Origin of the sequence: Paenibacillus nanchangensis (genome assembly GCF_046543445.1) — a bacterium.
Lineage (GTDB): Bacteria > Bacillota > Bacilli > Paenibacillales > Paenibacillaceae > Paenibacillus_AQ > Paenibacillus_AQ nanchangensis.
Genome location: NZ_JBHOFD010000022.1, coordinates 41,491 through 64,468 on the forward strand (window position 1 = coordinate 41,491; position 22,978 = coordinate 64,468).

Genomic DNA, 22,978 nt, shown 5'->3' on the forward strand with positions numbered 1-22,978 from the left:
ATGACAACTTTATTTGAGCAACGCAAACAGCAGTTAACCGAGCGCTACGAGGCGCTGATCGGCCGCAAAAACGAAAAAGTCCCTTTCGGCAACGGCATTTTTGACCGCTACCGCTACCCGCTGATTACGGCGGAACACGCCCCGCTGATTTGGCGTTACGATTTTAACCCGGAGACAAATCCGTATTTTGCTGAACGTTTGGGCGTTAACGGTATTTTTAATCCCGGGGCGATTGAGCTTAACGGCAAGTTTTATATTGTGGCCCGGGTGGAGGGCGTGGACCGTAAATCGTTTTTTGCCGTTGCTGAAAGCGACAGCGGCGTCGACGGCTTCCGGTTTTGGGACCGCCCTGTGGTGCTGCCGGAAACCGAAGATCCGGACATCAATGTGTACGATATGCGGCTGGTTCAGCATGAGGACGGCTGGATTTACGGCTTATTCTGCACCGAGCGCAAGGATCCGGACGCCGCGCCGGGCGATCTGTCCAGCGCCGTGGCCCAATGCGGCATCGCCCGCACGCGTGATCTGAAGACCTGGGAACGGCTGGCCGATCTGAAGACCGGCTCCGCCCAGCAGCGCAACGTGGTGCTGCATCCCGAATTCGTGGACGGCAAATATGCGTTCTACACCCGGCCGCAGGACGGCTTTATTGATACCGGTTCAGGCGGCGGCATCGGCTGGGGTCTTTCCGACACCATCGAAAACGCAGTAATTACGCAAGAAATCATCATCGACGAACGCCATTACCATACGATCAAGGAAGTCAAAAACGGCCAGGGCCCCGCGCCGGTAAAAACACCGCACGGATGGCTGCATATCGCGCATGGCGTGCGGAATACCGCGGCCGGCCTCCGCTATGTCCTGTACGCTTTTTTGTCCGATCTGAACGAGCCTTATAAAGTTACGCACCGGCCAGGCGGACATTTTATCGCGCCGGAAGGCGAAGAACGCGTAGGCGACGTATCCAATGTGGTCTTCTGCAACGGCATGATTGCCAGAGACAATGGCGAATTGTATATTTACTACGCTTCTTCCGATACGCGTATCCACGTCGCGACCACCACCGTGGACCAGATGCTGGATTACGTCATGAACACGCCGGAAGATCCGCTGCGTTCCTACGCCAGCGTGCAGCAGCGGCTGGAACTGATCGAACGCAATTTGACGGTATAACCCTGGGCGCTGAACGCGCGCAGGCGAGGAGTTAAACCAAAGAGGCTTTTCATCCGGCCAAGCGCCGGGTGAAAAGCCTCTTTGGTCTGTTTGCGGTTCGCAGCTTTGCAGGTGCCCGGTCCGCTCTGAGGGCCCGGTTCGCCCGGCCGAACGCCTAGCTTCGCCTGGAGCCAAATTCCACACCAGGACGTTTGGCTTGCTCTGCCGGCACCGGGCGCTCGCACTTAGGCCTCCTGCTTGGCGGGGGCCGACGGCGGTTCCGCCGCGGAATCGCGGTGCACCACATCGGCGGCAATGAGCATTTTGGCCAGCGGCGATGCGGGCGATTGAAGTCTTCCCAGCAGCATATCAACGGCCGCCCGTCCCATCGCCTCTTTGGGCACATGAACCGTCGTAAGCGGCGGAACTGCCCGGGAGGCATCGTCGATATTGTCAAAACCCGTTACACTGACGTCTTCGGGAATCCGCAGCCCCTGCTCCTTCAGCTCTTCACTGACGATAATTGCAGTCGAATCGTTCGCACAGACAAGCGCTGTCGGCAGCGTTCCCGTCTGGCTCCGTTTTTTCAGCCAGCTGCGAAATTCGTCACGGAACGAGTCGTCGTCCATGCCTTCCATCAGCAGCATCGGATCATCCGGTCCCTGCGGTCTCCGGCCGCTCTCCTCCAGCGCGCCGCGGAACCCGGTCCAGCGGTCCCGGAAGCTGCGGGAGTAGCCGATCCCGCCGATAAAATGCAGCGATTCATGGCCAACCGCCATCAAATGATTGGTGACCCTCGCCATGGAATCAACGTTTGACACAAATACCGTGTCGGTAGGGATAAGCGGGTCTTCGTGGTCGATCAGCACCATCGGCAGCCCGATCCGGTGCACCTCCATCAGCAGCGAGGTAGAAATCTGGCCGACTCCGATCAGCCCCAGCAGCCCCGCCGGATTCAAAATATTGACGAAGTTGTCCGCCCGGTGCTCCGATACGATGACCATGCCGAGCCGCCTGTCGTCAAGCGCCAGCGCAATTCCGTCAATAATCTTTCCCCAATACGCCGAATCCTGGGTTTGGGAACGGATGCCGGGCATCAATACAAGCACGGACTGCTTGGTCCGCTCGCCTTGTCCGGCCGGAATCGGCTGCTTGACGTGCTGGGCGTAGGCATTTTTTTGCGTGTAATATCCCAGCTGTGAAGCGGCCTGGATCACCCGCTCCCGTGTGGTTTCGTTTACGCCGTCTTTGCCGGACAGCGCTTTGGAGACCACAAATTTGGACACGCCGAGATGATCGGCGATTTTTTGCATCGTTACTTTTTTGGCCATTGTCGGTTCCTCCGCTAGTCGATATGCATGGGGCGCTGCCGCCCTTACTCGGCGCCGGAACGGAGCTCCGCGCGAGCTTCTTTCCATTTGGCGTTCAGCTCGCCAAACGCTTTATTCAAATCCTTTGCCGCTATAAGCTCCTGCAGGTATTCACCGGACCCGAAAGACAACTCCGCTTTATTGGCCAGTTCGATGAACGCATCGCTCTGCACGGTGGCTTCGAGCAGCTTCGGTTTGTAAGACAGGAATTCGCTGTACTGCGGCATGCCCGTTTCGGGACTATCCGGCAGCAGGCCCCATTCCGCCTGGTATGAGGATTCGTTCACAAAAAAATCCAGCCAGGCCTTGGCCAATTCCTTATTGCTGCTGTATTTGCTCACCCCGGCCTGCCAATCGGGGTTAAGCGGCGCGTTATGGACAGGGCTGTTATCGTAAGGGAACGGGAAAAAACCGATATCCTCCGCCGACGCGCCCGCCCCGATAATCTGCGGGATCGCCCAGCTGCCCATCAGATACATGCCGGCTTCCCCGCGGGCCAGCTTCGTCTTGGAGACCTCCCAGCTGTTCGTGAACAGCTTCTCCTCCACATATCCCCGTGCAACCAGCGTGCGGGCGATCGTAAGGGAACGTCCCCATTCATTGTCCATACGCCACGGCTCATCCATATGCACCATGTCGTTCACATAATCGGGATTGCCCGACATATCAATGACCAGGCTGTTCCCCCACTCCCGGAGCGGCCACACCGCGCCGTAATTCAGATACACCGGCGTAATTCCCGCCGCCTTCAGCTTCGCGCAGGCCGCGTAAAATTCATCAAGCGTTGTCGGCACCTTGGTGATGCCGGCGGTCTGAAACGCTTTTTTGTTATAAATGATCCCCACGGTCGCCGTTCCAGTGGTCAACCCGTATCTTCGCCCTTGATAGGATGCAAATTCGGAAAACCGCTCACCGGCAGTGACCGACTCGTCCAGCGGTTCAAAAAATTGCTCCAGCTCCCTGCCGGATAAATTAATCGGAATCAGCAGCACGTCTCCCGCATCCCTGGTGGACAAACGCACCAAAATATCGCTGGCGTAATTCGGCAGTCCTTCAAATTCCACATTTGCATCCGGATAACGCTGCTTAAACTCCTGCGCGTAACGGTCGAAGGTGCCGTTTTCGATTAAGTCGATCCGGTTGGTCATCATTTTGATGGTTCCGGACAGCGCCGGCGTATGGCCGCCGGAGGAAGACCCGTCCTGCGGTCCGGTCGCCGCCGTCCCCCCTCCGCTGCAGCCGGACAGCATCGACCAGATGAAAATGGCCAGCAGCGCTCCGGGCGCCCATTTGTTGCTATGCATGCCTTTCATCCTGAGGCCCCCCCTCTATCTCTACTCCAGCCTCCCGCTCTCTTTCGGGTCTGGGAAGCGTCAGACACACATCCGTCCCTTCCCCCAGCGTGCTGCGGACTTCCAGTCCATAGGCGCCGCCATAATGCACCCTTACGCGCTGCTGCACGTTTTTGAGCCCGATGCCGCCGTCGAGCCCTTTTTTCGGCGGACTTTCATTCCGCAGGGCTTCGTTCAGCCGGTCAAGCGTCTCCTTATCCATGCCGCAGCCGTCGTCGGTGATATGAAACACCAGCGCCTGCTCCTTCATCTCGCAGGAGATGCCGAGATGCATCTGCGGCTTGCCGTCATCCAGGCCATGGTACGCCGCATTTTCGATAATGGGCTGGAACAGCAGCTTGATCAGCCGGTAATTGTCCAATTCGGGCGGCACATCAACCGTCAGCGTAAACCGGCCCGGATACCGGCAGTTCAGCAGCTCCACATAGTGGCCGACGTAAGTCAGCTCCTGCCGGAGCGTCGCTCCGCCGCTGACGTCGCCTGTGCTGTAGCGCAGCATTTTTCCCAGGATGGAAATCATATCGGCAGCTTCGACATCGTCGTTCAGCTCGGCCGTCATCCGGATCGATTCCAGCGTGTTATAGATAAAATGCGGGTTGATCTGGCTCTGCAGCGCCTGCAGCTCGGCTTCTTTTTTTTGCTCCCCGATCCGGTAAATATCATCGATTAACTGGCGGATCCGGGCCAGCATCCGGTTGAACTGGTGGCCGAGCAGGCCAATTTCATCCCTCCGCTGTACAGTAAACTCCACGTCCAGATCGCCGCCCTGCACTTTTTTCATAAGCCGGATCATCCGGGTAAGCGGCTTCGTCAGGGCAAACGACAGGAATAACGAGACCGCCAGCGCCAGCACAATAATAAAGAAGGTTGCCGCCAAAGTGGCATTGCGCGTGACTTTTACACTTCGTGTCAGCTCATCGACCGGGATGGATATAATGACTTTCCAGTTCGTTTTGTTTGATGCGGAAAAAATATTCAGCCTTTCTCTGCCGTTTACGGTATCGTAAAAGCTGCCGCTCCGGCCTTGGGCCTCCTGGAATAGCGGCGAATCCGAGATGTTTGCGGCAAGCTGCCGCTGCGCGCTGTCGTAAATGACCTTCCCCTGCTCGTCGACGATAAGGGACTGCCCGTGCGTAACCTTGTCCAGTTCATCCACCTGGCTTTTCAGCATGCTGACATTGGCTTCGACCGCAATCAGCCCGATCGGGTTCCACGACTCATCCATAATCCGGCGGACCACCGCAAAGGCATAACGGGTGCTCTGCAGATTGCTTGTATAAGCCTGCGTGCCGAACAAAAGCGCCTCGCCGCCCGAATCCCCGGAATGCCCGTTCCAGTACTTGTAGCTCTCCTCCAGGTTCAGCCTTACGCCGCCGTTCCTGGCCGAATAATACCCGTTGCCGTATTTGTCAAAAATATAAACCGAGTTGGCCCCGCTTTTGATGTTGTTGATAAACGAAATGTTGCTTTCTATCCCCCGCTGGATCGACAGCAGCAAGTTCAGATCGCCCGGTGCGACCGATACATTCCCGTCTCCCTCCATCTGCTGCTTTTGTTCGTAATAGCGGTTGGAGCTGATCAGATTCTGCCGGATATCCTGAACGTAAGCGGGCATGGAGGAAATCCGTTTCATGTCTTCGATATAGCCGTCTATCCCGTCCATCATCTGGTCAATCAGCTTTTCGGAGTAGGCAATCGTGTTGGATTGAATCGAATCCGAGTAGCTTTTGAAAGAGATAAGGCCGATGAAGGACAGCGGCAGCGTGATGATGACCAAAAAAACAAGAAACAATTTTCTTTCCATGCTCAGATCGGCAAAAAAAGACCACCAGGGGGGCTTGCATTGTGCTTTCATCGGCCTTCTCCGTCCTGCTAATTTTCGCTGTCAAATAACAGCAGTTGCTAACAAATAACCTAACAAAATCATTATAAAGTTCCCGGTGCGTTTACACAACAGCGATTGTTCCGCCCGTTCGCGGCGGTTGTTCCGAAGGAGGCTGGTCCGGCATCCTTTCCTAAAAAAAGAACCCCCGGCGCCGAAAAACCGGTACCGGGAGTCAACGATTGTACGGATAGTCTGGATTGCCTGGATTGCCTGGATTGCCTGGATTGCCTAGAGTTTCTGGATTGCCTAGAGTTTCTGGATTGCCTAGAGTTTCTGGATTGCCTAGAGTTTCTGGATTGCCTAGAGTGTCAAATTTGCCTAGATTGCCTGGATTGTACGCGTTGCCTGGTTTGTCCAAGATTATCCGGATAGACCGGATGTTAGGTTATTTCGTTATCGCCACATCGTCCAGATAAAGCGTGGCGCTGCCGCTGCCGGAAACGGGCTCTACCTTAATGCCCAGCCCTTTGACATCGCCAAGATGGCTCACGGACGATAAAGGCAGGCTGACCGGAACAAAACCCGACGAATGGGCCTCAACCGTGCCGCCTTCCGTCCAGGTCCAGCCTGAGCCGGTCTGAATGTACAAACTGACCTTGGCGGTGCCGGAGGACAGCTTCACCTGAGCCGTGACCGACGCTGCACCCGCCAAGTTGAGTCCGCCTGTGCCAAGCAGGAAGTTGGTGCCTACTGGCTCCAGACGAAACACGGTTTGCAGCGAATGGCTTCCTTCGGCGGCTGCATCGGCGGTTACCGCGGGAGCGGCCGCTCCGGCTGTATTTTCACCGATCGTCCAGTTCTGCGTGCCGGTTTCAAATCCAAACAAGGTTCCCTCCTGAATTCCGCCGCCCGGCTGTTCTCCTCCGCCCATTCCGTCTGGGATGTCTCCCGGCTCTCCGGGGATTACATGAATTTGGTCAAAATACAGCGTTCCTTTAAACGGATCGTTTTTCGTATACGATTCCCCGTCCGGAGCGTTTACATAAATCGAAAATGCCTGGATGTTCGCCGCATTGACCGTATCCAGCTTTTTGCCGGTATGGGAGGTGTCCCAGGCCGCCGTCGTAAAGTCTTTGAACGGAACCTCCACCCACCGCGGCTGCGTATCCGCCAAAGAAGGGTAGTACTCAAAGGAAATGTCGTTAGCTTTGACCTGGATCACCAGCTTTTTATTTTGCCCGTCGGGAACAAGCCAAAACTTCAGCCTGCCTGTCTTGGACCAATCCAGTCCGTTTAAGCTTTTGGTAATACCCGTGTATCCCTGCCCTGCCAGCGTGTAATCCAGCTTCAGCGCATAGTCCCCGTTTGCGGCATGAGCCGGATCCAAGGAAATCTCGTTATGATCTCCGTTCGGGCTGTAGCCGGTGCGCAGCAGCTCGCTGCTGCCTTTATAGCCCTCAAAATCGTCGACCAGCGCCGGATCGGTATTGCCGCCGATATAGGCGTTGATGAGCCGAAGGTTATCCAGATAAATCGGCCCCGCATATTCCAGCCCGCTGCCGATCACGGCGATGGACAGCCCGCTGGCCGCCTGAATCTGTTCTTTGTCCGTCAAATCGATGGATGCCGTAAATTTGCCGTATACAGCGCCGCTTACGGTGACCCGCTCCAGCTCTGTGAGTTTCACGGCCTTATCCGCACCAAATTTGTCAGAGCTCGGCGGAAGTTCAACCGCGGCGCGCAGCGTGGCGTTTTCATCCTTCGCGCCTGCGGACAGCGGCACAAGCACATCGTAAGCCACCCGGTTCACCTGTTTGAGGTTAGCCTGTGCCCCGATGCCCGGAAGGCCGATTTTGAGCTCCTGCCAGGTGTCCGTATAGGTCAGTCCGGTGACGCCAACCGCCAGCTTGCCGTCACCTTCCGCCGTAGTGTGGCTGAAGGAAGACTTAATCGTGTCAGGGTAAGCTCCATTGTTCTGCACACCCTCGATATCCTGGTCAAACGTCAGCTCTTTCAGCACAATCTCGGGGATTTCCATATACACGGAAATCGTCTGCTGCAGGACCGTGCCGTCCGGCGCATACGCTTTGACCGTCAGCTCCGTTCCTTTGCCGTTTTGTTCAGCCTCCGGCGCCCACTGCGCCGAGTAGAATCCTTGGCTGTCCAAGGTCATCGGATGCTCTTCGGCCGACCCTTGAACGGAATACACGACTTTGGCCGGCTGCTCGTTCAGCACTCTGGCCCGTATCGTCGTACCCGCAGTCCGGACGGTTTCTTGCCCGGTAGGCGAAACGATGTGCATAAACGGGCGTTCTTCCGCCGTGGTTACCTTTTTGTCGTAGACGCCTTCCAGTTCGCCGCTGAATGAGGTGTATGGATCGTTGTAATAATCGGCAAAGTCCGGAAGCAGCTCATGATCCTTCGGATTGCCGTTACGCTCCTGCTCCAGCGAATTTCGGTACGGAACAAAAATGGAGTTGTAATTAAAGTTCGCCCAAGTCAGCATGTACGCCATCCGTTTGGCGTCGGGGTCCGACTGCATCGCTTGAATCAGCTTCGTGTAGAACTTCAGGTCCGCCGTCCCGGTCGGCTTCACGTTGGAGTAGCCAAATTCGGTAAAGGCGGCGACTTTGCCTTTGCGGTCGGCGAGCTTGGAGATCAGCCGCGCATCGTCCACCACAGTCTCAAACCAGCCCTGGTTGCTGCCGTCGTAATACGTGTCGAATCCGAGGATATCGACGTAATCGTCACCGGGGTAGGTTTTGAGGAAGGTCTCCTCGGTGCCGTTGAACGGGCTGCCCGGCGAGAAGGCATACAGGAAATTATGGACGTCTTTGGTATCGCGCAGATACTCCACTGTGTAGCGGTAAATTTCCGCGTATTGTTCTTTGGTGGTGTATGGAGCGCCCCACCAGAACCAGCCGCCGTTTTGTTCATGGAACGGCCGGAAGATGACCGGAATGGGCCGGCCCTCGTCATCCTTCAAATGCAGCGCGAAGTCGGCGATCCGGTCAAGAAAAGCATTATATTCGGCGTGTTTATCGCCGCCCGGAAGAATATGGCTGACGACGTTGCCTTTTGTATCGTAAAAATCGTTACCTGTCACGAAATTGGGCATATGCGCGCTTAGTGCGAGCACTCCGCCCTCTTCATACGCCGCTTTCATGGAGGCGGCCAGGTTATCGCGGTTCTGCTCCGGCGTGTTTTCGGTCGAGCCCGGCTTCTCGAAGCCCTCCAGGCTTAACGTATCCCATCCGAACATGGCCGGCAGGTCGCCGACCGCCGCATAGGTGTCGGATTTGATCCCGTTTACGGGCTCGGACAACGCTTCATCCGTGGCATGCTGATGGCCGAACAACGTGTGCTTGCCGCGGATGTCCTGCAGATAAGCGAACAGGGACCGCGTCTCCGCGGTGGCATCGGCGTCGGCAAGATCAATGGTGCGCGGCTCGCCCGTGCCCGGCTGCTCTGTACCCGGGTTGCCCGTACCAGGGTTGCCTGTACCGGGGTTGCCAGTGCCTGGCTGCTCCGTGCCTGGATTGCCGGTACCCGGATTTCCGGTGCCTGGCTGCTCCGTGCCCGGATTGCCTGTTCCCGGGCTGCCGGTGTCGGGGCTGCTTGTTCCCGGGTTACCCGCGCCTTGTCCGGCAGCCGTGCCCGGAGCTGCTGCCACCCCGCCGGCAATGGCAAAGAGGCCCAGCGCAAGCGACGTCCCGTTCAGCGTGACGCCGGTCCCTTTGTTGGTAACGCTGTCAATTTTGCCTTTGCCAGTCATAACCGATCCGGCGGCCGCCTCATGGATCGTCAGGCTGCGGATTGCGGTCCCTTCCGCCAAATCGACCGCCGTCTGGCGGTTCAGCCGGACGGCGTCGATCACCGCTGTTCCGGACAGCTCCAGCCGGGCTTCGCTGTTCACAGTAAGGCCGGCGACCCTGGCCGTTCCTTCAGCTGTCATGTTCACACGGCCGTTTTTCCGCTGAATGACTGTCTCGCCTAAAGTGGAATTTTTCAGCCTGACGGCTGTGCCGCCGCCTTCAATAAAGGTTTTGCCCTTCACTGTAACGCCGTCCAGCACGGCTTCTCCGTCGCCGATCCCTGCGGACAGATAAAGATTACCGTTAATGACTGTATCCTTCAGCACAACGCCCGGACGGGCGATCATAGCGTTCCCGTTAACCGTTCCACCTGCCGTTTCACCGGCTTTGGCATAATAGCCGCCGACCAGCCGATCGATCAAAGCAACCGACTCCGCCCGGGTAATTGCTCCCTTCGGGACAAACTCCCCTTTTTCGTAACCGTTTACAATACCGGACAGCGCGTAAACCGCGTCTGTTGCATAGCTGCTGATATCGGCCGAATCGGAGAAACGGGCTGCCGGGCGATCAGCGGGTGCATCCATTTGAAACAGCCGCGCCAAAAGGGTAACCGCATCCTGGCGGGTAATTTCGCTTTCCGCTTTGGCCTGGTTGTTCGGGTACCCTTCATAATATCCGGCGGTGCGTGCAATCTCCAATTGGCTGGCATACCAGGCCTTGGCCGGAACATCGGAGAAACCGCCGCTGCCTGTGGCTGTAAAACCAAACAGCCGGTTGAGGACCGTCACGAACTCGGCGCGGGTGATGCTCCGGTTCGGTTTGAAATCGCCGCCTTCGTAGCCTTGAATGACACCGTTGCCCACCCATTTTTTAATGCTCGCAGTTGCCCAGTGGCCGTTTGTTCCCGCAGCCGCCGAAGTGGTGCGTGCGGTTTCAGCCGCGCCTGCGGGAAGAGCAAACGCTTGGCCCGCGGACGAGAGAAGCAGCAGTGCCGTCAGAGAGACTTTTATCACTTTTCGCAATTTTTTCATTATACTCCCCCATGTGCAAGGTTATTTGGCCTTACCGATCCCGAGTTTGTTAGCATCACCTCGCAGTCTGCAGATAGCTTGAGAAGCTAAATTGTAAGCGGTTTAATAGGCATTCTATCAGGCCTGCGGCTGTAAATATAGGGGGCTGAATTTGCTTTTGTATAATTATTTTATGTTGTTTTGATAATATTTAGCTAAAAGTTATTAGAAAACCAGTATTTGTTAGCGCAATACTAAGCTTCACCGGTTGGATTAACCTCTGAGCTGTCAGCAGGAGTGTTCTGCAAAATATGGAATACCATGTAATAACTATAGGTCTGTTATAGGAGCTGATATGGGAATGATTCGTGAGACTGAACGATCTGATAGAGATCAACTACGGGAACTACATAGAAAAAAGCCCGGAACGTCTTCACGAAAGACGTCCGGGCTCCCGGTATTCCAATCTAAATCCGCGCCTTCAATTTAAAGCAGCCGCTCTCAAAGTCCTGCTGCCGGTAAGGGAGCGCAAGCCCGGCGTTCATCAGCCGGTCGCCGCCGTAGACGGTGCCCTCCGCTTCCGCGCCCCCTTCTACGATATAATCGTACTCCGGATTCAGCCCTTGCAGCCGCAGGCTCCGGCGGGGCGGATGCGGCTCGGCCATTACCCGGAAATAGTAGACCAGCGCTTCGCTTTTGTCCTCCGAGACAAACATCCAGGCGGTTTCATTCCCCTCAAACGGGCTTTTCAGCCGATAGAGCTCTCCCTGCTGCACCAGTCCGCGCACCTGCTTGTAGTTCGCAACCTGGCGTTTGACCGCTTCCTTCTCCTCGTCGGTGAACCGGGTCAAGTCCAGCTCATAGCCAAAATTACCTGACATGGCGACATCCGCCCGGAAGTCCAGCGGCGTTATCCGGCCAACCTGGTGGTTCGGGACGGCCGATACGTGCGCGCCAATCGCGCTGACGGGATAAACAAGGCTGGTGCCGTATTGAATTTTCAGGCGTTCAACGGCATCGGTGTTATCGCTGGTCCAGGTTTGAGGCATATAGTAGAGCATGCCTGGGTCGAAACGTCCGCCCCCGCTGGAGCAGCTCTCGAACAAAATATCAGGAAAACCGGAAGTAATCCGCTCCAGCAGCTCATACAAACCAAGCACGTAACGGTGGGCGGTTTCGCCCTGCTGCTGCGCCGGCAGCTCCGCGGAGCCGATTTCCGTCAAACACCGGTTCATGTCCCATTTTACGTAGCTGACCGGCACCGTCGCAAAAATCGCCGCAAGCGAGTCATAAATATACTGCCGGACCTCCGCACGTGTCAGGTCAAGCACAAGCTGCCAGCGGGCTTCGGACCGCCTCCGTCCCGGCACATGCAGGCACCAGTCGGGGTGCTTGCGGTACAGCTCGCTGTCCGGCGAAATCATCTCGGGTTCGAACCATAAGCCGAATTTCACGCCAAGGTCATTAACACGGCCGGCCAGGTCGGCAAGTCCGCCCGGCAGCTTGCGCCGGTCTTCCACCCAATCGCCAAGCGACGAGTTGTCCGCATCCCTTTTTCCAAACCAGCCGTCGTCCAGAACAAACAGCTCGATGCCAAGACTTGCGGCTTCCTCCGCAATCGAAAGCAGCTTCTCGGTGTTGAAATTAAAGTAGGTCGCTTCCCAGTTGTTGACCAGAATTGGGCGTTCGCTGTCTCTGTACTTTCCCCGGCACAGACGTGTCCGGTACAGCTTGTGGTACGTTCTCGACATCCCGCCGAGCCCTTCCGGCGAATACACCATAACTGCTTCGGGTGTCGCAAACTGCTCACCAGGCTTCAGCTGCCAGTCAAAATCAAACGATTGGATGCCGATGCCAAACCGGATCGACCCGAAGGCGTCCCGCTCCGCTTCCGCTTCAAAGCTACCGCTGTACACCAGGCTGAAGCCGTAAACTTCCCCTTGATCCTCGGAAGCATCCGGCGCCGCAAGCGCGGCAAACGGGTTATGCTGGTGGCTGCTCATTCCCCGGAGGCTGTCAATCCGCGTTCCTCCCTGCAGAATCGGACGGCGGTTGATGTTGCCTTCACGCGCCCACGCCCCGGACAGATGCACCAAATCCATATCCCCGGTGTGAAAATCCACGCTTGCACTGAACGCTCTGCGCAGCGTCAATTCCCCGGCTCCAGTGTTTGTGAAGCTCACGGAACGTGCCAGAACGTTCAGCTCATTATAAACCGAATAACGAAGCGTAACCTCCAGCCCCGAATAAGCATCCTTGAGCGTTAGCTCCAGCGTATCGGCTTCTTCTTCCCGCTCGGTGTATACCGAAGGCAGTCCTTCCAGCGCCGGCTTGCCGGGAAAAATCCGGTAGCTCTGATAACGCAGCTCGGTAATCCGGGTGCCGTCTTCAAGCCGCACCTGATACGCCGGATTCCGGAAATCCCCCGAACCGTATTGCGGATATTCCTGCGGCAGGCGGTCAAGCCCCGCTCCTTCGGGAGTATGAATCAGCATGCCGGCCAGATTGCCGTCCTGCCGGAGTTTCCCGCCCCAATACACATGAACCGGAATTCCGTCCACAATTTGAATCACATAACTCATATTCCGGGCCTGCAGATGGAACAGCTTTTGATCCTCGAGCACATAAATAGACATGGATGAATACCTCTTCCCTATATAAAATTCTTTTCTATATAATAAAAATTCTTTTCTATATAAAATCCTTCATCGAACGGACGGCGAGACCTTCGGCCTCCGTTTGAACCCACGGCTCCGCCCCTTCATCTCTGCGGTAAAAGCACACCTGCTTCGGCTGGCCGGGCAGCAGATCAAAGAAATTATCCGAAAATATGCCTTCCTGCTCAGCGGTCAAATACACGCTTTTTGCCAGTACGTCTGTCTCCAGCAAATACACGCCGGCTGCTTCACTGACCGGGGTCACCGTAATTACCGGGGTCTCCAGCTCCAACTCCCGCATAGGGATGAACAAATGCGTTTTGTCGTCCAGCACCTGCCCTTCCGCCACAAGCGACGCCGTAAAAACAAGCTCCCGCTTCGGCTGCGTCCCGGTCAGCTCCTGAACCGGCAGGGTGCACAGCACCGCCGACGAGTCAGCGCCAACGTTCACCGGCAGTGTTCCCTTATTGCAGATCTGGCCGCGGAGATCGCAGACGGCCCAGTGCAGGACGGCTTCAAGCGGTGCACGGAGGTCGGATACCGCATGAATCTTCAACGTTTCCCCGTCCGTATCGTCAATGGACAGGATTACATCCTTGAAACTGCGGCGGACGATATACTGCAGCGCCTTCCAGCGGCCGTAATAATCAATTCCCGACCAGGAGGCGACCGGCCAGCAGTCGTTCAGCTGCCAGTACAGCGTCCCCATGCAATACGGCTTGTTCCGCCGGTGGCTTTCAATCGCGATCCGGATCGCTTCCGCCTGCAGAATCTGGCTCATATAGAGGAAGGAAGGAAAATCCTTCGGCTGAGGCAGATACTCCTCCATATATTCTTTAATCAGCTGGTTGCCTCTGCCGTTTTTTTGATGGGCCAGCATAACTTCGGATTCAAGCGCCATGTCCGCTTCGGCGGCATAAGTCTGCACCGTTTTGAGTTCGGGAAACGATTGAAACCCGTATTCGCTCATAAACCGTCCGACCCGGATGTTAAAATTCTCAAACGGCTCCTTGCCGTGCCATACGCCCCAATAGTGGACGTCGCCTTCTCCGCTGACCTTGACCGCATGCTGGTTCTCATCACCGGTCAAAGCGCGCAGCGGCGAAGAAGCCCAATAGGCGATGCCGGGATGCCCTTCGGCTACCGCTTCCGGCAAAATGCGGTGGAACAGCGCCTCATACGCGGCCCACAGGGTTTCGCGGACCTCCGGTCCGTACTCGCGTTTCCAGCCCCAGCCCATGTCCTCGCCATAATGCGCCCACGCCGAATCGATTTCATTATTGCCGCACCACAGCGCGACACAAGGATGGTTGCGCAGACGCTTCACATTGTATTCGGCCTCCCGCCGGACACTGTCCAGAAAACGTTCATCTCCCGGATACATGCTGCAGGCGAACATAAAATCCTGCCAGACCATAATGCCGTATTCATCGCAGAGCCGGTAAAACCTTTCATCTTCATACACCCCGCCGCCCCATACGCGCAGCATGTTGATATTTGAAGCGGCCGCCGAAGCTATTTCGTGCCGATAGCGTTCTTCCGTCATTTCGGTCAGGAAGCTGTCATTCGGAATATGGTTTGCCCCTTTGGCAAATACCGGTACACCATTAAGCAGAAAATAAAAGGAAGTCCCGTGTTCATCTTTTTCGCGCACAAGCCGGATATCCCGCAGCCCGGTAACGGTCTCCCGTTCCTCCACGCTGCCGTTTTCGCCGGTAAGCCTGGTCTTAAACGTATACAGGTGCGCTTCCCCAAGGCCTATGCACCACCAGAGCTTCGGCCGGCCGATTTCGAGATCCAGACAGACGGTCTGCAGACCCGCCTGCAGCTGGACATCCGTCTCCCAGCTCTGCTCTCCGGCTGAGACCAGCAGCTTCCCGCTCCAAGGCTGAGCGGCTTCCAGCTCCACGACTGCGGTAAGCCGGGCCTGCTCCGCGCTGACCGCATTTTGGCGGATATAAACATCCTGGATAACCGCGCCGTCGTACACTTCCAGCCTGGCCTCCCGCCAGATCCCGGCGTTCAGAAACCTCGGACCCCAATCCCAGCCGTAGTGATAAGGCGCCTTCCGCGCAAAAACGCTGATTCGCTGTTCGCCCAGACCGCCAAGCTCACTTTGGTCGTTGGTTGCGGGCAGCGGATAACCAAGCTCACGCAGCTTGGGAAGATCTACTTCTACTGGGGAGCGGAATCTTACAATAATAGAGTTGTCCCCCTGCCGGAGCATACCGGTCACATCCGCAGTCCATTCCAAAAACATGTTGTCCGCGGACAACACGTGTTGTCCGTTCACATAAACATCGGCGTAGGTGTCCAGGCCTTCAAATACCAGGCGGGCGTGTTGTCCCGCTTCTTTTTCCAGTCGAAGAACGGTCCGGTATTCCCAGTTGCGGCTGCCGATCCACTGCAGCTGTGCTTCATTTGTACCGTCAAACGGATCGGGGATTACGCCGTTTCGGCGCAGATCCATATGCACGTCTCCAGGCACTTCCGCCGGCCGCCACTCCATACCCTCCCAAGCTTTAAATTCCCACTGTTTCAGTTCGCACGTATACTCCCTCATTGTCCCTCCATACTTGTGGTGTACGCAGCCCTTCCTATTAAGAAAACGCTGCCTTACCAAAATAGCACTGCCTTTTTGCGATTGCATTGTACTGGCTTTGGATTCATTGTATTTTGTTATGGTTCTGTTATATATGTTATAATCTATATTCTCAAAAAACACAAATGAAGACAATAAATAATAATTGAGTACATTTAAAACGCCCTTTGATAGCGCTATAATAACCATTGTAAACGTTATCAAATAAACGAATGGGGGAAAACACGTGATTAAAAAGTTTCGTTCGTTATCATTAGTTGTTATTTTGTCCCTTACTTCCATCCTCGCCGCCTGCGGCAGCGGGAACAACAATGAGCCTGGAGGCGGGAACGCTTCGGCCACGGAAACAGCTAAGCCCTCCGCTCAAGCAACAAGCGGCTCCAATGCCGCCGGCGGAGAAGCGGAGGTCAGCGGCAAAATCATTTTCCTCACCAACCGTACCGATATGATCGGGAAAGAGTATGACGAATATGTAAAGCGCTTTAACGAAAAATATCCGAACGTCGAAGTGGAATTCGAAGCTTCGCAAACCGACTATAACCAGCAGGCCAAGGTCCGGATGGCAAGCGGCGAGCTGCCTGACGTAATGTTTATTCCGACCATTCCGAACTCGGATCTGCCGAAATATTTTGCTCCGCTGGACGACCTGGGCTTAAACGACCAGATCACCTTCAAGGACTTCAAAGCGCATGAAGGCAAAGTATACGGAATTACCTCCGGCAACTCTACCTCCGGCATCGTGTACAACAAAAAAGCGTTTGCCGACGCCGGCATCACCGAAATTCCGAAAACCTGGGACGAGTTCCTCGCCGCCTGCGAAAAGCTGAAAGCCAAAGGCATTGTTCCGCTGGCCTCCAACTTCAAAGACAAATGGCCGCTGAACAACTGGGTGTATGATCTGCCGCGTCTGATCGAAAACAACCCGGATTTCCCGAATGAAAAACAAAACACCGACACGCCGTTCACTATGGATAACGGATACGGCAAGGCGTTCAGCCTGATCCGTGAGCTGGATGAAAAAGGTTACCTGGAAAAAGACATCAACTCCACCAACTGGGAACAGTCCAAAAAAGATATCGCATCGGGCAAATTCGCGATGTATTTCCTTGGCAACTGGGTCATCAATCAAGTGATCGGCGCGGGCACGACTGCGGATAACGTAGGATTTTTCCCGCTGCCATATGACAATTCCGGTACGCCAAAAGCCGCGCTCAGCCCTGACTTTTTCTACGCCGTCGCCAAGGACAGCAAGCATCCGGAAGCCGCCAAGGCCTTCGTAAAGTGGATGATCGAGGAATCGGGATACGAGGATTTCGCCGGCTTTATTTCCCCGCTCAAAGGCAAAGAATCGAAGCTCGAGCAGTTGAAGGAATTCCAGTCGACCGGCGTGGAGCTGCAGGAAGGCACTGTAGATGATCCGGTTGTAACCGACATCATGAACAAAGCCCAAATCGATATGCCGGCCATCCTGCAGGAATACGTTCTGGCAAAAGACCCGGCGTCCGTGCTGGAGAAGTGGAACAAAGCCTGGGCCAAAGCGAAAAGCGACCTCGGCAAATAATCCTTTGCAAGCCGGAGCGGCACGGTCCGCACGAACAAGTTAACGTTATGCAAAATGGATTATCTCCTCAAACGGATAATCCATTTTGCTGTCAGATCACAGCTTCTCAGAAAGAAGGTAGATTATGTTTGGAACGCTCACCTATCAGAAGCAAAAGCTGATTATTATCATTTCATTCCTGACCATCCCTTTGCTGCTGCTGGCCATGTTCACTTATTATCCTGCGATCAAGCTCGTTTACTACAGCTTCACCAACTGGGACGGGTACAGTCCCGAAAAGCCTTGGGTGGGCCTTGCCAATTACCGCGAGGTATTTGCGAACCCCGATATTTTTAAGGTATTCCAGCATAACTTCGCTTATTTTGTAATGGGAATTATCCAAAATATTGTCGCCATTTATTTCGCCGTCGTGCTGAACAGCCGGCTGCGCGGCAAAAACTTTTTCCGTATTCTGCTGTTCCTGCCCTATATCATGAACGGCGTGGCCGTCGCCTTTATGTTCGGTTATGTCTTCGACACCACCAACGGGTCGCTGAACCTGCTGCTCAGCGCGATTGGACTCGACGGACTCGCACAGACCAGCTGGCTGGGGACCGAAGGCCTGGTCAACTATTCGCTTGCTTCCACGGGTTTCTGGCGGTTTATGGGCTACAACATGGTCATCTACCTTGCTTCGCTTCAAGCCATTCCGCGCGATATTTACGAAGCCGCCAAAATTGACGGCGCAGGGTCGATGCAGACCTTGTGGAGCATTACGCTGCCCAACATGAAGCCTGTCATCCAGCTGAACCTGTTCCTGACGGTTACCGGCGCGCTTGAAGTGTTCGATCTGCCGTTTGTTTTGACCAAAGGCGGACCGGCGGGGGCCAGCCAGACTTACGTTCAGCGTGTCGTAGATACCGCGTTTGCTTACAACAATTACGGACTTGCATCCGCGATGAGCGTGATTCTGCTGCTGTTCGTCATTGCCGTGCTGCTTGTGCAGCAGTTTGTGTTAAGCAGAGGAGGCAATAAATAACTATGAGCGATACTGCATCCAAATTCCGACCTAGAGACTTCATCAAATACTTGTCGCTGCTGATCGGGGCGTTTGTCGTCCTGTTTCCGCCTTATATTATCGTGGTTAACGCCTTTAAATCGACGGAGGAGTTTAATGCCAGCAGCTCCATGGCGCTGCCCGGAAGCTTCTTTAACTTTGAAAACTTCAAAATCGTGTTCGAACGCGGCGACCTGCTGAGCGGATTCACCAACATCATCATTATCATTGTCATCTCGCTGGCGCTGAATATTTTGTTCGGGACCATGGTCGCCTACGTGCTCGGCCGGTTTGACTTCAAGCTGAAGCCCGTCGTGTTCGCAGCTTATCTCGGCGCCACCATCGTTCCAAGCATCACCACCCAGGTTGCTACCTTCGGCATTATCAAAAGCCTAGGGCTATACAATACGCTGGGAGCGCCCATCCTGCTCTACATCGGAGCGGACGTCATTCAGATCATTTTGTATCTGCAGTTCATCCGCAACATTCCCGTCGATCTGGATGAAGCGGCAATGGTCGAAGGCGCATCCTTGTTCAAAATTTACCGGTCCGTGATCTTCCCGCTGCTGACGCCGGCCACTGCGACGCTTATTATTCTGAAGACCATCAGCATTTATAACGATATGTACATCCCTTATCTCTACATGCCGAAGCAAAGCCTTGGGGTCGTTACCACCGTACTCATGCGCTTCCAAGGGGTGAACACCGCGGATTGGAACCTGATTTGCGCGGCGATTCTGCTGATTCTTTTGCCTACGGTGATTTTGTACCTCTTCCTTCAGCGGTACATTTTTGAAGGGGTGACCAGCGGAGCGGTTAAATAGCATATCCGGAAGGAAAGGACCATTAACGCGATGAGACTTGCGGCAGGGAATATTCTCCGGAAGGGTTGGCGTGCTTTGGCCAATCTGTCGATGGAAAAAAAGCTGATCGTCATCTTTGTGTTTCTGCTTACCCTCCCGATCACGTATGTCAGCTATCTGTCCGCCAGATCCACCTTTAATTCCGTGCTGAAAAACGCCTCGAGCAACGCCGCACAGGTTACGGGCAACGCCTCCGATACAGTGGACCGGTACGTATCCGACCTGAAGCGTTCGACCCTGCTCCCTCTGTACAATACCGAAGTGCAGTATTATCTGCAGCAGCCGGTTACGGACTGGGGAAAAAATGTCACGGTTGGCATGTTTCTCAGCTACCTGAAACATACCAAAGACGAAATTACGGCCGTCTATCTTGTCGATAAATACGGCTCGATTTTTTACGACAAAGCTACAAGCATCAGTCAGCTGGCTCCCGCCGAACAGCTTGACGCCTGGAAAAACAGCGTGGCCAAAGCGGGGACCTCTCCCGTACTGGAAGGACGGCACACCATCCGCGTAAATGGCAGCGGCCGCAAAGAGGTGTTCACCGTCCTGCGGAAGATTAAATCGGCCAGCGCGCTGGACGATATCGGCATCATTGTCTTTGACACCGACATTGAATTGTTTAAGGGCATTTTGGACCCCGTGGACAGCGTTACGCAGGGCAGCTCCATGATTATCGACGGCCAGGGGCAGCTGGTTTATGCCACCGGCAGCGATGACACGGTCCCGGACCGGATTGCACAGCTCTCCTCCTCGGGCAGGGATCCCGGCGGCGGATTTTATGAATCGGATATCCGGGGGGTTCGTTTCTTAACCGTCTATCACCATTCCCGGCTGACCGGCTGGACCGTTTCCGTCGATATTCCCTTATCCAAAGTGCTGTCCGAGGTGAAACAAAACCGCAATACCCTGCAGATTACCACGCTGCTGCTGCTGACCTTTGCCTTATTCGTGGCCACCCTGTTCTCCCATGCGCTGACTAGGCCGCTGAAGTCCATGGTCCGCCTCATGCGGCAGGTGCAGCACGGCAACCTGGATGTCTGGATTCATGCCAAATACAACGATGAAATCGGCATGCTGGGAACGCATTTCAACCGGATGATTATCCGGATCAAGGAGCTGCTGCAGGAGGTGAAGCTGACGGAGAAACGGAAGCAAAAAGCCGACATGCGGGCGCTGCAAAGCCAGATCAACCCCCATTTCATTTACAATACCCTGGAGTCCATCCGGATGCTGGCTGAAAGCAATGACGATCCCCGCGTGGCCCAGCTGACCTACCTGCTTGGACTGCAGATGCGGTACAGTATTGTCCGCCAGGAGGAAAAGGTCACTGTCCGCCAGGAGCTGGAGCATGTCCGGCATTATATGGATCTGATGCAGATCCGGTTCCCCGGCAAGTTTGAGCTGAAGCTCGACGTTCCCGAACCGCTAATGAGTCTGCCCGTCATCAAACTCGTGTTTCAGCCGATTGTGGAAAATGCCGTCTTCCACGGCCTGGAGGCGAAACCCGGGACCGGAACGGTTACCATCTCGGCCTTTCGGGAGGACGGCGGCAGGGTTGTTTTCAGAGTGGAGGATGACGGGGTCGGGATGGATGAGTCGAAGCTGAAGTCCTTGAACGAAAGTCTGGAGCAGGAAGAATCGGACAGTCCTTTTGGCATCGGTCTGCATAATGTCAACGAACGGCTGCAGCTCCATTACGGCCGCGGGGCGGGACTGCAGGTTGAGAGTACGCCAGGAGGCGGCACCTGTGTTCGGCTGACCCTTCAGGAGGAGAGGGTCAAGGAGGAAGAACGCAGCAAGGATGAGCGGGCCATGGAGGAATGATTCAGGGAGGATTGGATCAGGGAATCTGATCAGGGAGAGCCACAACAACGAGGATCTGATCAGAGAGGGCCACAACAACAAAGATCTGATCAGGGAAGGCGACACCAAGGAGGATCATGCCGGGGAGAATCACTCCAAAGAAACCGGCGGTAAGACAAAACAACGCGGAAAGGAGACGGACCCGTTGCTTAGAATTGTAGTCGTTGACGACGAAGTGCTGATCCGCGAAGGCCTTACGCGAATGATTAACAAAGAAAGCGGCTGCTTTCATATCGTAGGCAGTTTTCCCGGCGGACAGGAAGCGCTTGACGTTATCCCGGAGCTTGACGTGGATGTTGTGATCACCGATATCCGGATGCCAGGGGTCGACGGTCTTACGCTGATCAAAACCTTAAAGGTTACCCATCCGCGGATTCGTACGATTTTGATGAGCGGGTTCACGGAATTTAATTACGCGCGCGAGGCCATCCGGGCTTCCGTGGTCGATTATTTGCTGAAGCCGATCAACAAAGATCAGCTATTTGAACTGCTGTACCGTTTGGACGAAGAAATGCGCCAGTCCGCAGAGCGGGAAACCCGGATGCGCGGCCGGCTGCTGGAGTCCCTTCTGCATACCGATTCGGCTTCCGTTTCCGAACGTGTCCTGCAGGAGCTGCAGTTTCCCTATCCGCATGCGGTCCTTATGGCACATAAGGCGGAAGGTCCGGCGGTGCTGGAGGAAGGAATCAATCGGCTGAAGCAAAAGGAACCGCCTGTCTTTGACCGCCTGGACATTCATGACCGCCTTCAAATCCTTGTGTTTTATTATCAGGGCGTCCCGGCAGAATCCGAGCTGAAGGAGCTTGCGGAACCGCTGCTTGCAGCAGGCAGGGTAAACCAATCCGCCGTTCATATTGGGGTCAGCCGCGTTTTCCGGGAGAGTACGGGAGTCCGTGCCGCTTATCTTGAGGCCAAACAATCCTGCGACCGCGGCATTTACGGAGGTTCTCTGCTGCATTTTGCTTACATTGGAGACCTTCGCGCTGGGCGCAGTGCGGATTCACCTCCACCGCTCACAGACTGGCAGGAACTGCGGGAACCTTTGGCTTTACTGGATCTCCCTGTGGTACTTGGCCGCATAAAAGCGGAATGGGAGCATTTGACTGCGCGCAACGCCGGGCCGGAAGAAATCGTCCGGACTTTCCGGGCCTTGGAAGAAATCACGGAGAAGGAGCTGCCGGAATATGAAGCCTTCCGCGCGCGTATTCTACCGGAGGGGCTCGAAAGCCTGCTGCTTTACGGGATGAACGTACGCACGATGCAGCAGCAGTGCCTTGGCTTTTTCACGGAGGTGCTGGAGCATGTCGCTAAGCTTCGGGGAGAACACGGAGGCAAAGCGGTGGAACAGGTTAAACGCTGGATCGCGGCGAATTACAATCAGCATGTCGAGCTGAACGCCTTGGCCGCTATGGTCTTCCTGACGCCCAGCTATCTAAGCAAGCTGTTTAAGCAGGAGACCGGCCTGACGCTGACGGAATACCTCACCGATATCCGTATCCGTCAAGCCAAGCAGCTGCTTCGCGGCGAGCCCGGCCTGAAGGTTCACAAAATCGGAGCGGAAGTCGGTTACCCGGACCCCGCTTATTTTAATAAGCTGTTCAAACGGGTCGTAGGCGTAACGCCAAACGAATATAAACGGATAAGACAATAAGGGGGCCGTCCCAAAAGTCATCCATTGACGGGGCCGCCCCTTTTTTATTGTGAGCTTGGCTGCCGCAGTGTAATGCGGCTGCGAAGGGCCTTTTGGGTGAAATTTCGTACACCTCAGCACCAAAAAGGCGGCCGCAAAACCGTTTTGTGTGAAATTTCATACAAATGAGCGTCCTCAGGCGATATGGAGTGGCTTTTTATACGAAATTTCGTACAAAA

General features: G+C 55.2%; 12 protein-coding genes. 6 read left to right on the forward strand and 6 right to left on the reverse strand.

The genetic code is table 11. From position 1 onward, the window contains the following. On the forward strand, positions 1–1,173 hold the full coding sequence (locus tag ACE6ED_RS17975; RefSeq protein ID WP_410828595.1) for a glycoside hydrolase family 130 protein: 1,173 nt from the start codon (positions 1–3) through the stop codon (positions 1,171–1,173). 224 nt (positions 1,174–1,397) lie between these two features. Here the strand turns inward: ACE6ED_RS17975 and ACE6ED_RS17980 are convergent, their stop codons facing one another. From ACE6ED_RS17980 to ACE6ED_RS18005, 6 genes are all read right to left on the reverse strand, one after another. Beyond that, positions 1,398–2,483, reverse strand: coding sequence for a LacI family DNA-binding transcriptional regulator (locus ACE6ED_RS17980; protein WP_410828596.1), 1,086 nt, complete (start codon positions 2,481–2,483; stop codon positions 1,398–1,400). Positions 2,484–2,527: 44 nt separating this feature from the next. Beyond that, positions 2,528–3,835, reverse strand: coding sequence for an ABC transporter substrate-binding protein (locus ACE6ED_RS17985; protein WP_410828597.1), 1,308 nt, complete (start codon positions 3,833–3,835; stop codon positions 2,528–2,530). Further along, positions 3,819–5,729, reverse strand: coding sequence for a cache domain-containing sensor histidine kinase (locus ACE6ED_RS17990; RefSeq protein ID WP_410828598.1), 1,911 nt, complete (start codon positions 5,727–5,729; stop codon positions 3,819–3,821). Before ACE6ED_RS17990 ends, ACE6ED_RS17985 begins: the two co-directional genes overlap by 17 nt. Before the next feature lie 415 nt (positions 5,730–6,144). Then, positions 6,145–10,545, reverse strand: a complete 4,401-nt coding sequence (locus tag ACE6ED_RS17995; RefSeq protein ID WP_410828599.1) for a glycosyl hydrolase — start codon at positions 10,543–10,545, stop codon at positions 6,145–6,147. A 446-nt stretch (positions 10,546–10,991) separates the two neighbouring features. Then, complete coding sequence (locus tag ACE6ED_RS18000; protein WP_410828600.1) at positions 10,992–13,160, reverse strand: alpha-galactosidase; 2,169 nt, start codon at positions 13,158–13,160, stop codon at positions 10,992–10,994. Positions 13,161–13,215: 55 nt separating this feature from the next. After that, positions 13,216–15,744, reverse strand: a complete 2,529-nt coding sequence (locus ACE6ED_RS18005; protein WP_410828601.1) for a beta-mannosidase — start codon at positions 15,742–15,744, stop codon at positions 13,216–13,218. 268 nt (positions 15,745–16,012) lie between these two features. On the opposite strand from ACE6ED_RS18005, the gene ACE6ED_RS18010 reads away from it, so the two are divergent. From ACE6ED_RS18010 to ACE6ED_RS18030, 5 genes are all read left to right on the forward strand, one after another. Beyond that, positions 16,013–17,344, forward strand: a complete 1,332-nt coding sequence (locus ACE6ED_RS18010; protein ID WP_410828666.1) for an ABC transporter substrate-binding protein — start codon at positions 16,013–16,015, stop codon at positions 17,342–17,344. A gap of 124 nt (positions 17,345–17,468) precedes the next feature. Beyond that, positions 17,469–18,362, forward strand: a complete 894-nt coding sequence (locus ACE6ED_RS18015; RefSeq protein ID WP_410828602.1) for a carbohydrate ABC transporter permease — start codon at positions 17,469–17,471, stop codon at positions 18,360–18,362. A 2-nt stretch (positions 18,363–18,364) separates the two neighbouring features. Then, the gene (locus tag ACE6ED_RS18020) at positions 18,365–19,204 is read left to right on the forward strand and encodes a carbohydrate ABC transporter permease (RefSeq protein WP_410828603.1); all 840 of its coding nucleotides are present in this window, start codon (positions 18,365–18,367) and stop codon (positions 19,202–19,204) included. A 30-nt stretch (positions 19,205–19,234) separates the two neighbouring features. Further along, positions 19,235–21,070, forward strand: coding sequence for a cache domain-containing sensor histidine kinase (locus ACE6ED_RS18025; RefSeq protein ID WP_410828604.1), 1,836 nt, complete (start codon positions 19,235–19,237; stop codon positions 21,068–21,070). After that, positions 21,048–22,760 carry a response regulator gene (locus ACE6ED_RS18030; RefSeq protein ID WP_410828605.1) on the forward strand — a complete coding sequence of 571 codons (1,713 nt, stop codon included), beginning with the start codon at positions 21,048–21,050 and terminating at the stop codon, positions 22,758–22,760. The genes ACE6ED_RS18025 and ACE6ED_RS18030 overlap by 23 nt, the downstream gene beginning before the upstream one ends. Positions 22,761–22,978 lie beyond the last annotated feature (218 nt).

Excerpts from the sequence above, each read along its gene's own strand:
- ACE6ED_RS17975 (WP_410828595.1), top strand. The coding sequence starts at position 1 with ATGACAACTTTATTTGAGCAACGCAAACAGCAGTTAACCGAGCGCTAC.
- ACE6ED_RS17980 (WP_410828596.1), bottom strand. The coding sequence starts at position 2,483 with ATGGCCAAAAAAGTAACGATGCAAAAAATCGCCGATCATCTCGGCGTG.
- ACE6ED_RS17985 (WP_410828597.1), bottom strand. The coding sequence starts at position 3,835 with ATGAAAGGCATGCATAGCAACAAATGGGCGCCCGGAGCGCTGCTGGCC.
- ACE6ED_RS17990 (WP_410828598.1), bottom strand. The coding sequence starts at position 5,729 with ATGAAAGCACAATGCAAGCCCCCCTGGTGGTCTTTTTTTGCCGATCTG.
- ACE6ED_RS17995 (WP_410828599.1), bottom strand. The coding sequence starts at position 10,545 with ATGAAAAAATTGCGAAAAGTGATAAAAGTCTCTCTGACGGCACTGCTG.
- ACE6ED_RS18000 (WP_410828600.1), bottom strand. The coding sequence starts at position 13,160 with ATGTCTATTTATGTGCTCGAGGATCAAAAGCTGTTCCATCTGCAGGCC.
- ACE6ED_RS18005 (WP_410828601.1), bottom strand. The coding sequence starts at position 15,744 with ATGAGGGAGTATACGTGCGAACTGAAACAGTGGGAATTTAAAGCTTGG.
- ACE6ED_RS18015 (WP_410828602.1), top strand. The coding sequence starts at position 17,469 with ATGTTTGGAACGCTCACCTATCAGAAGCAAAAGCTGATTATTATCATT.
- ACE6ED_RS18020 (WP_410828603.1), top strand. The coding sequence starts at position 18,365 with ATGAGCGATACTGCATCCAAATTCCGACCTAGAGACTTCATCAAATAC.
- ACE6ED_RS18025 (WP_410828604.1), top strand. The coding sequence starts at position 19,235 with ATGAGACTTGCGGCAGGGAATATTCTCCGGAAGGGTTGGCGTGCTTTG.
- ACE6ED_RS18030 (WP_410828605.1), top strand. The coding sequence starts at position 21,048 with ATGAGCGGGCCATGGAGGAATGATTCAGGGAGGATTGGATCAGGGAAT.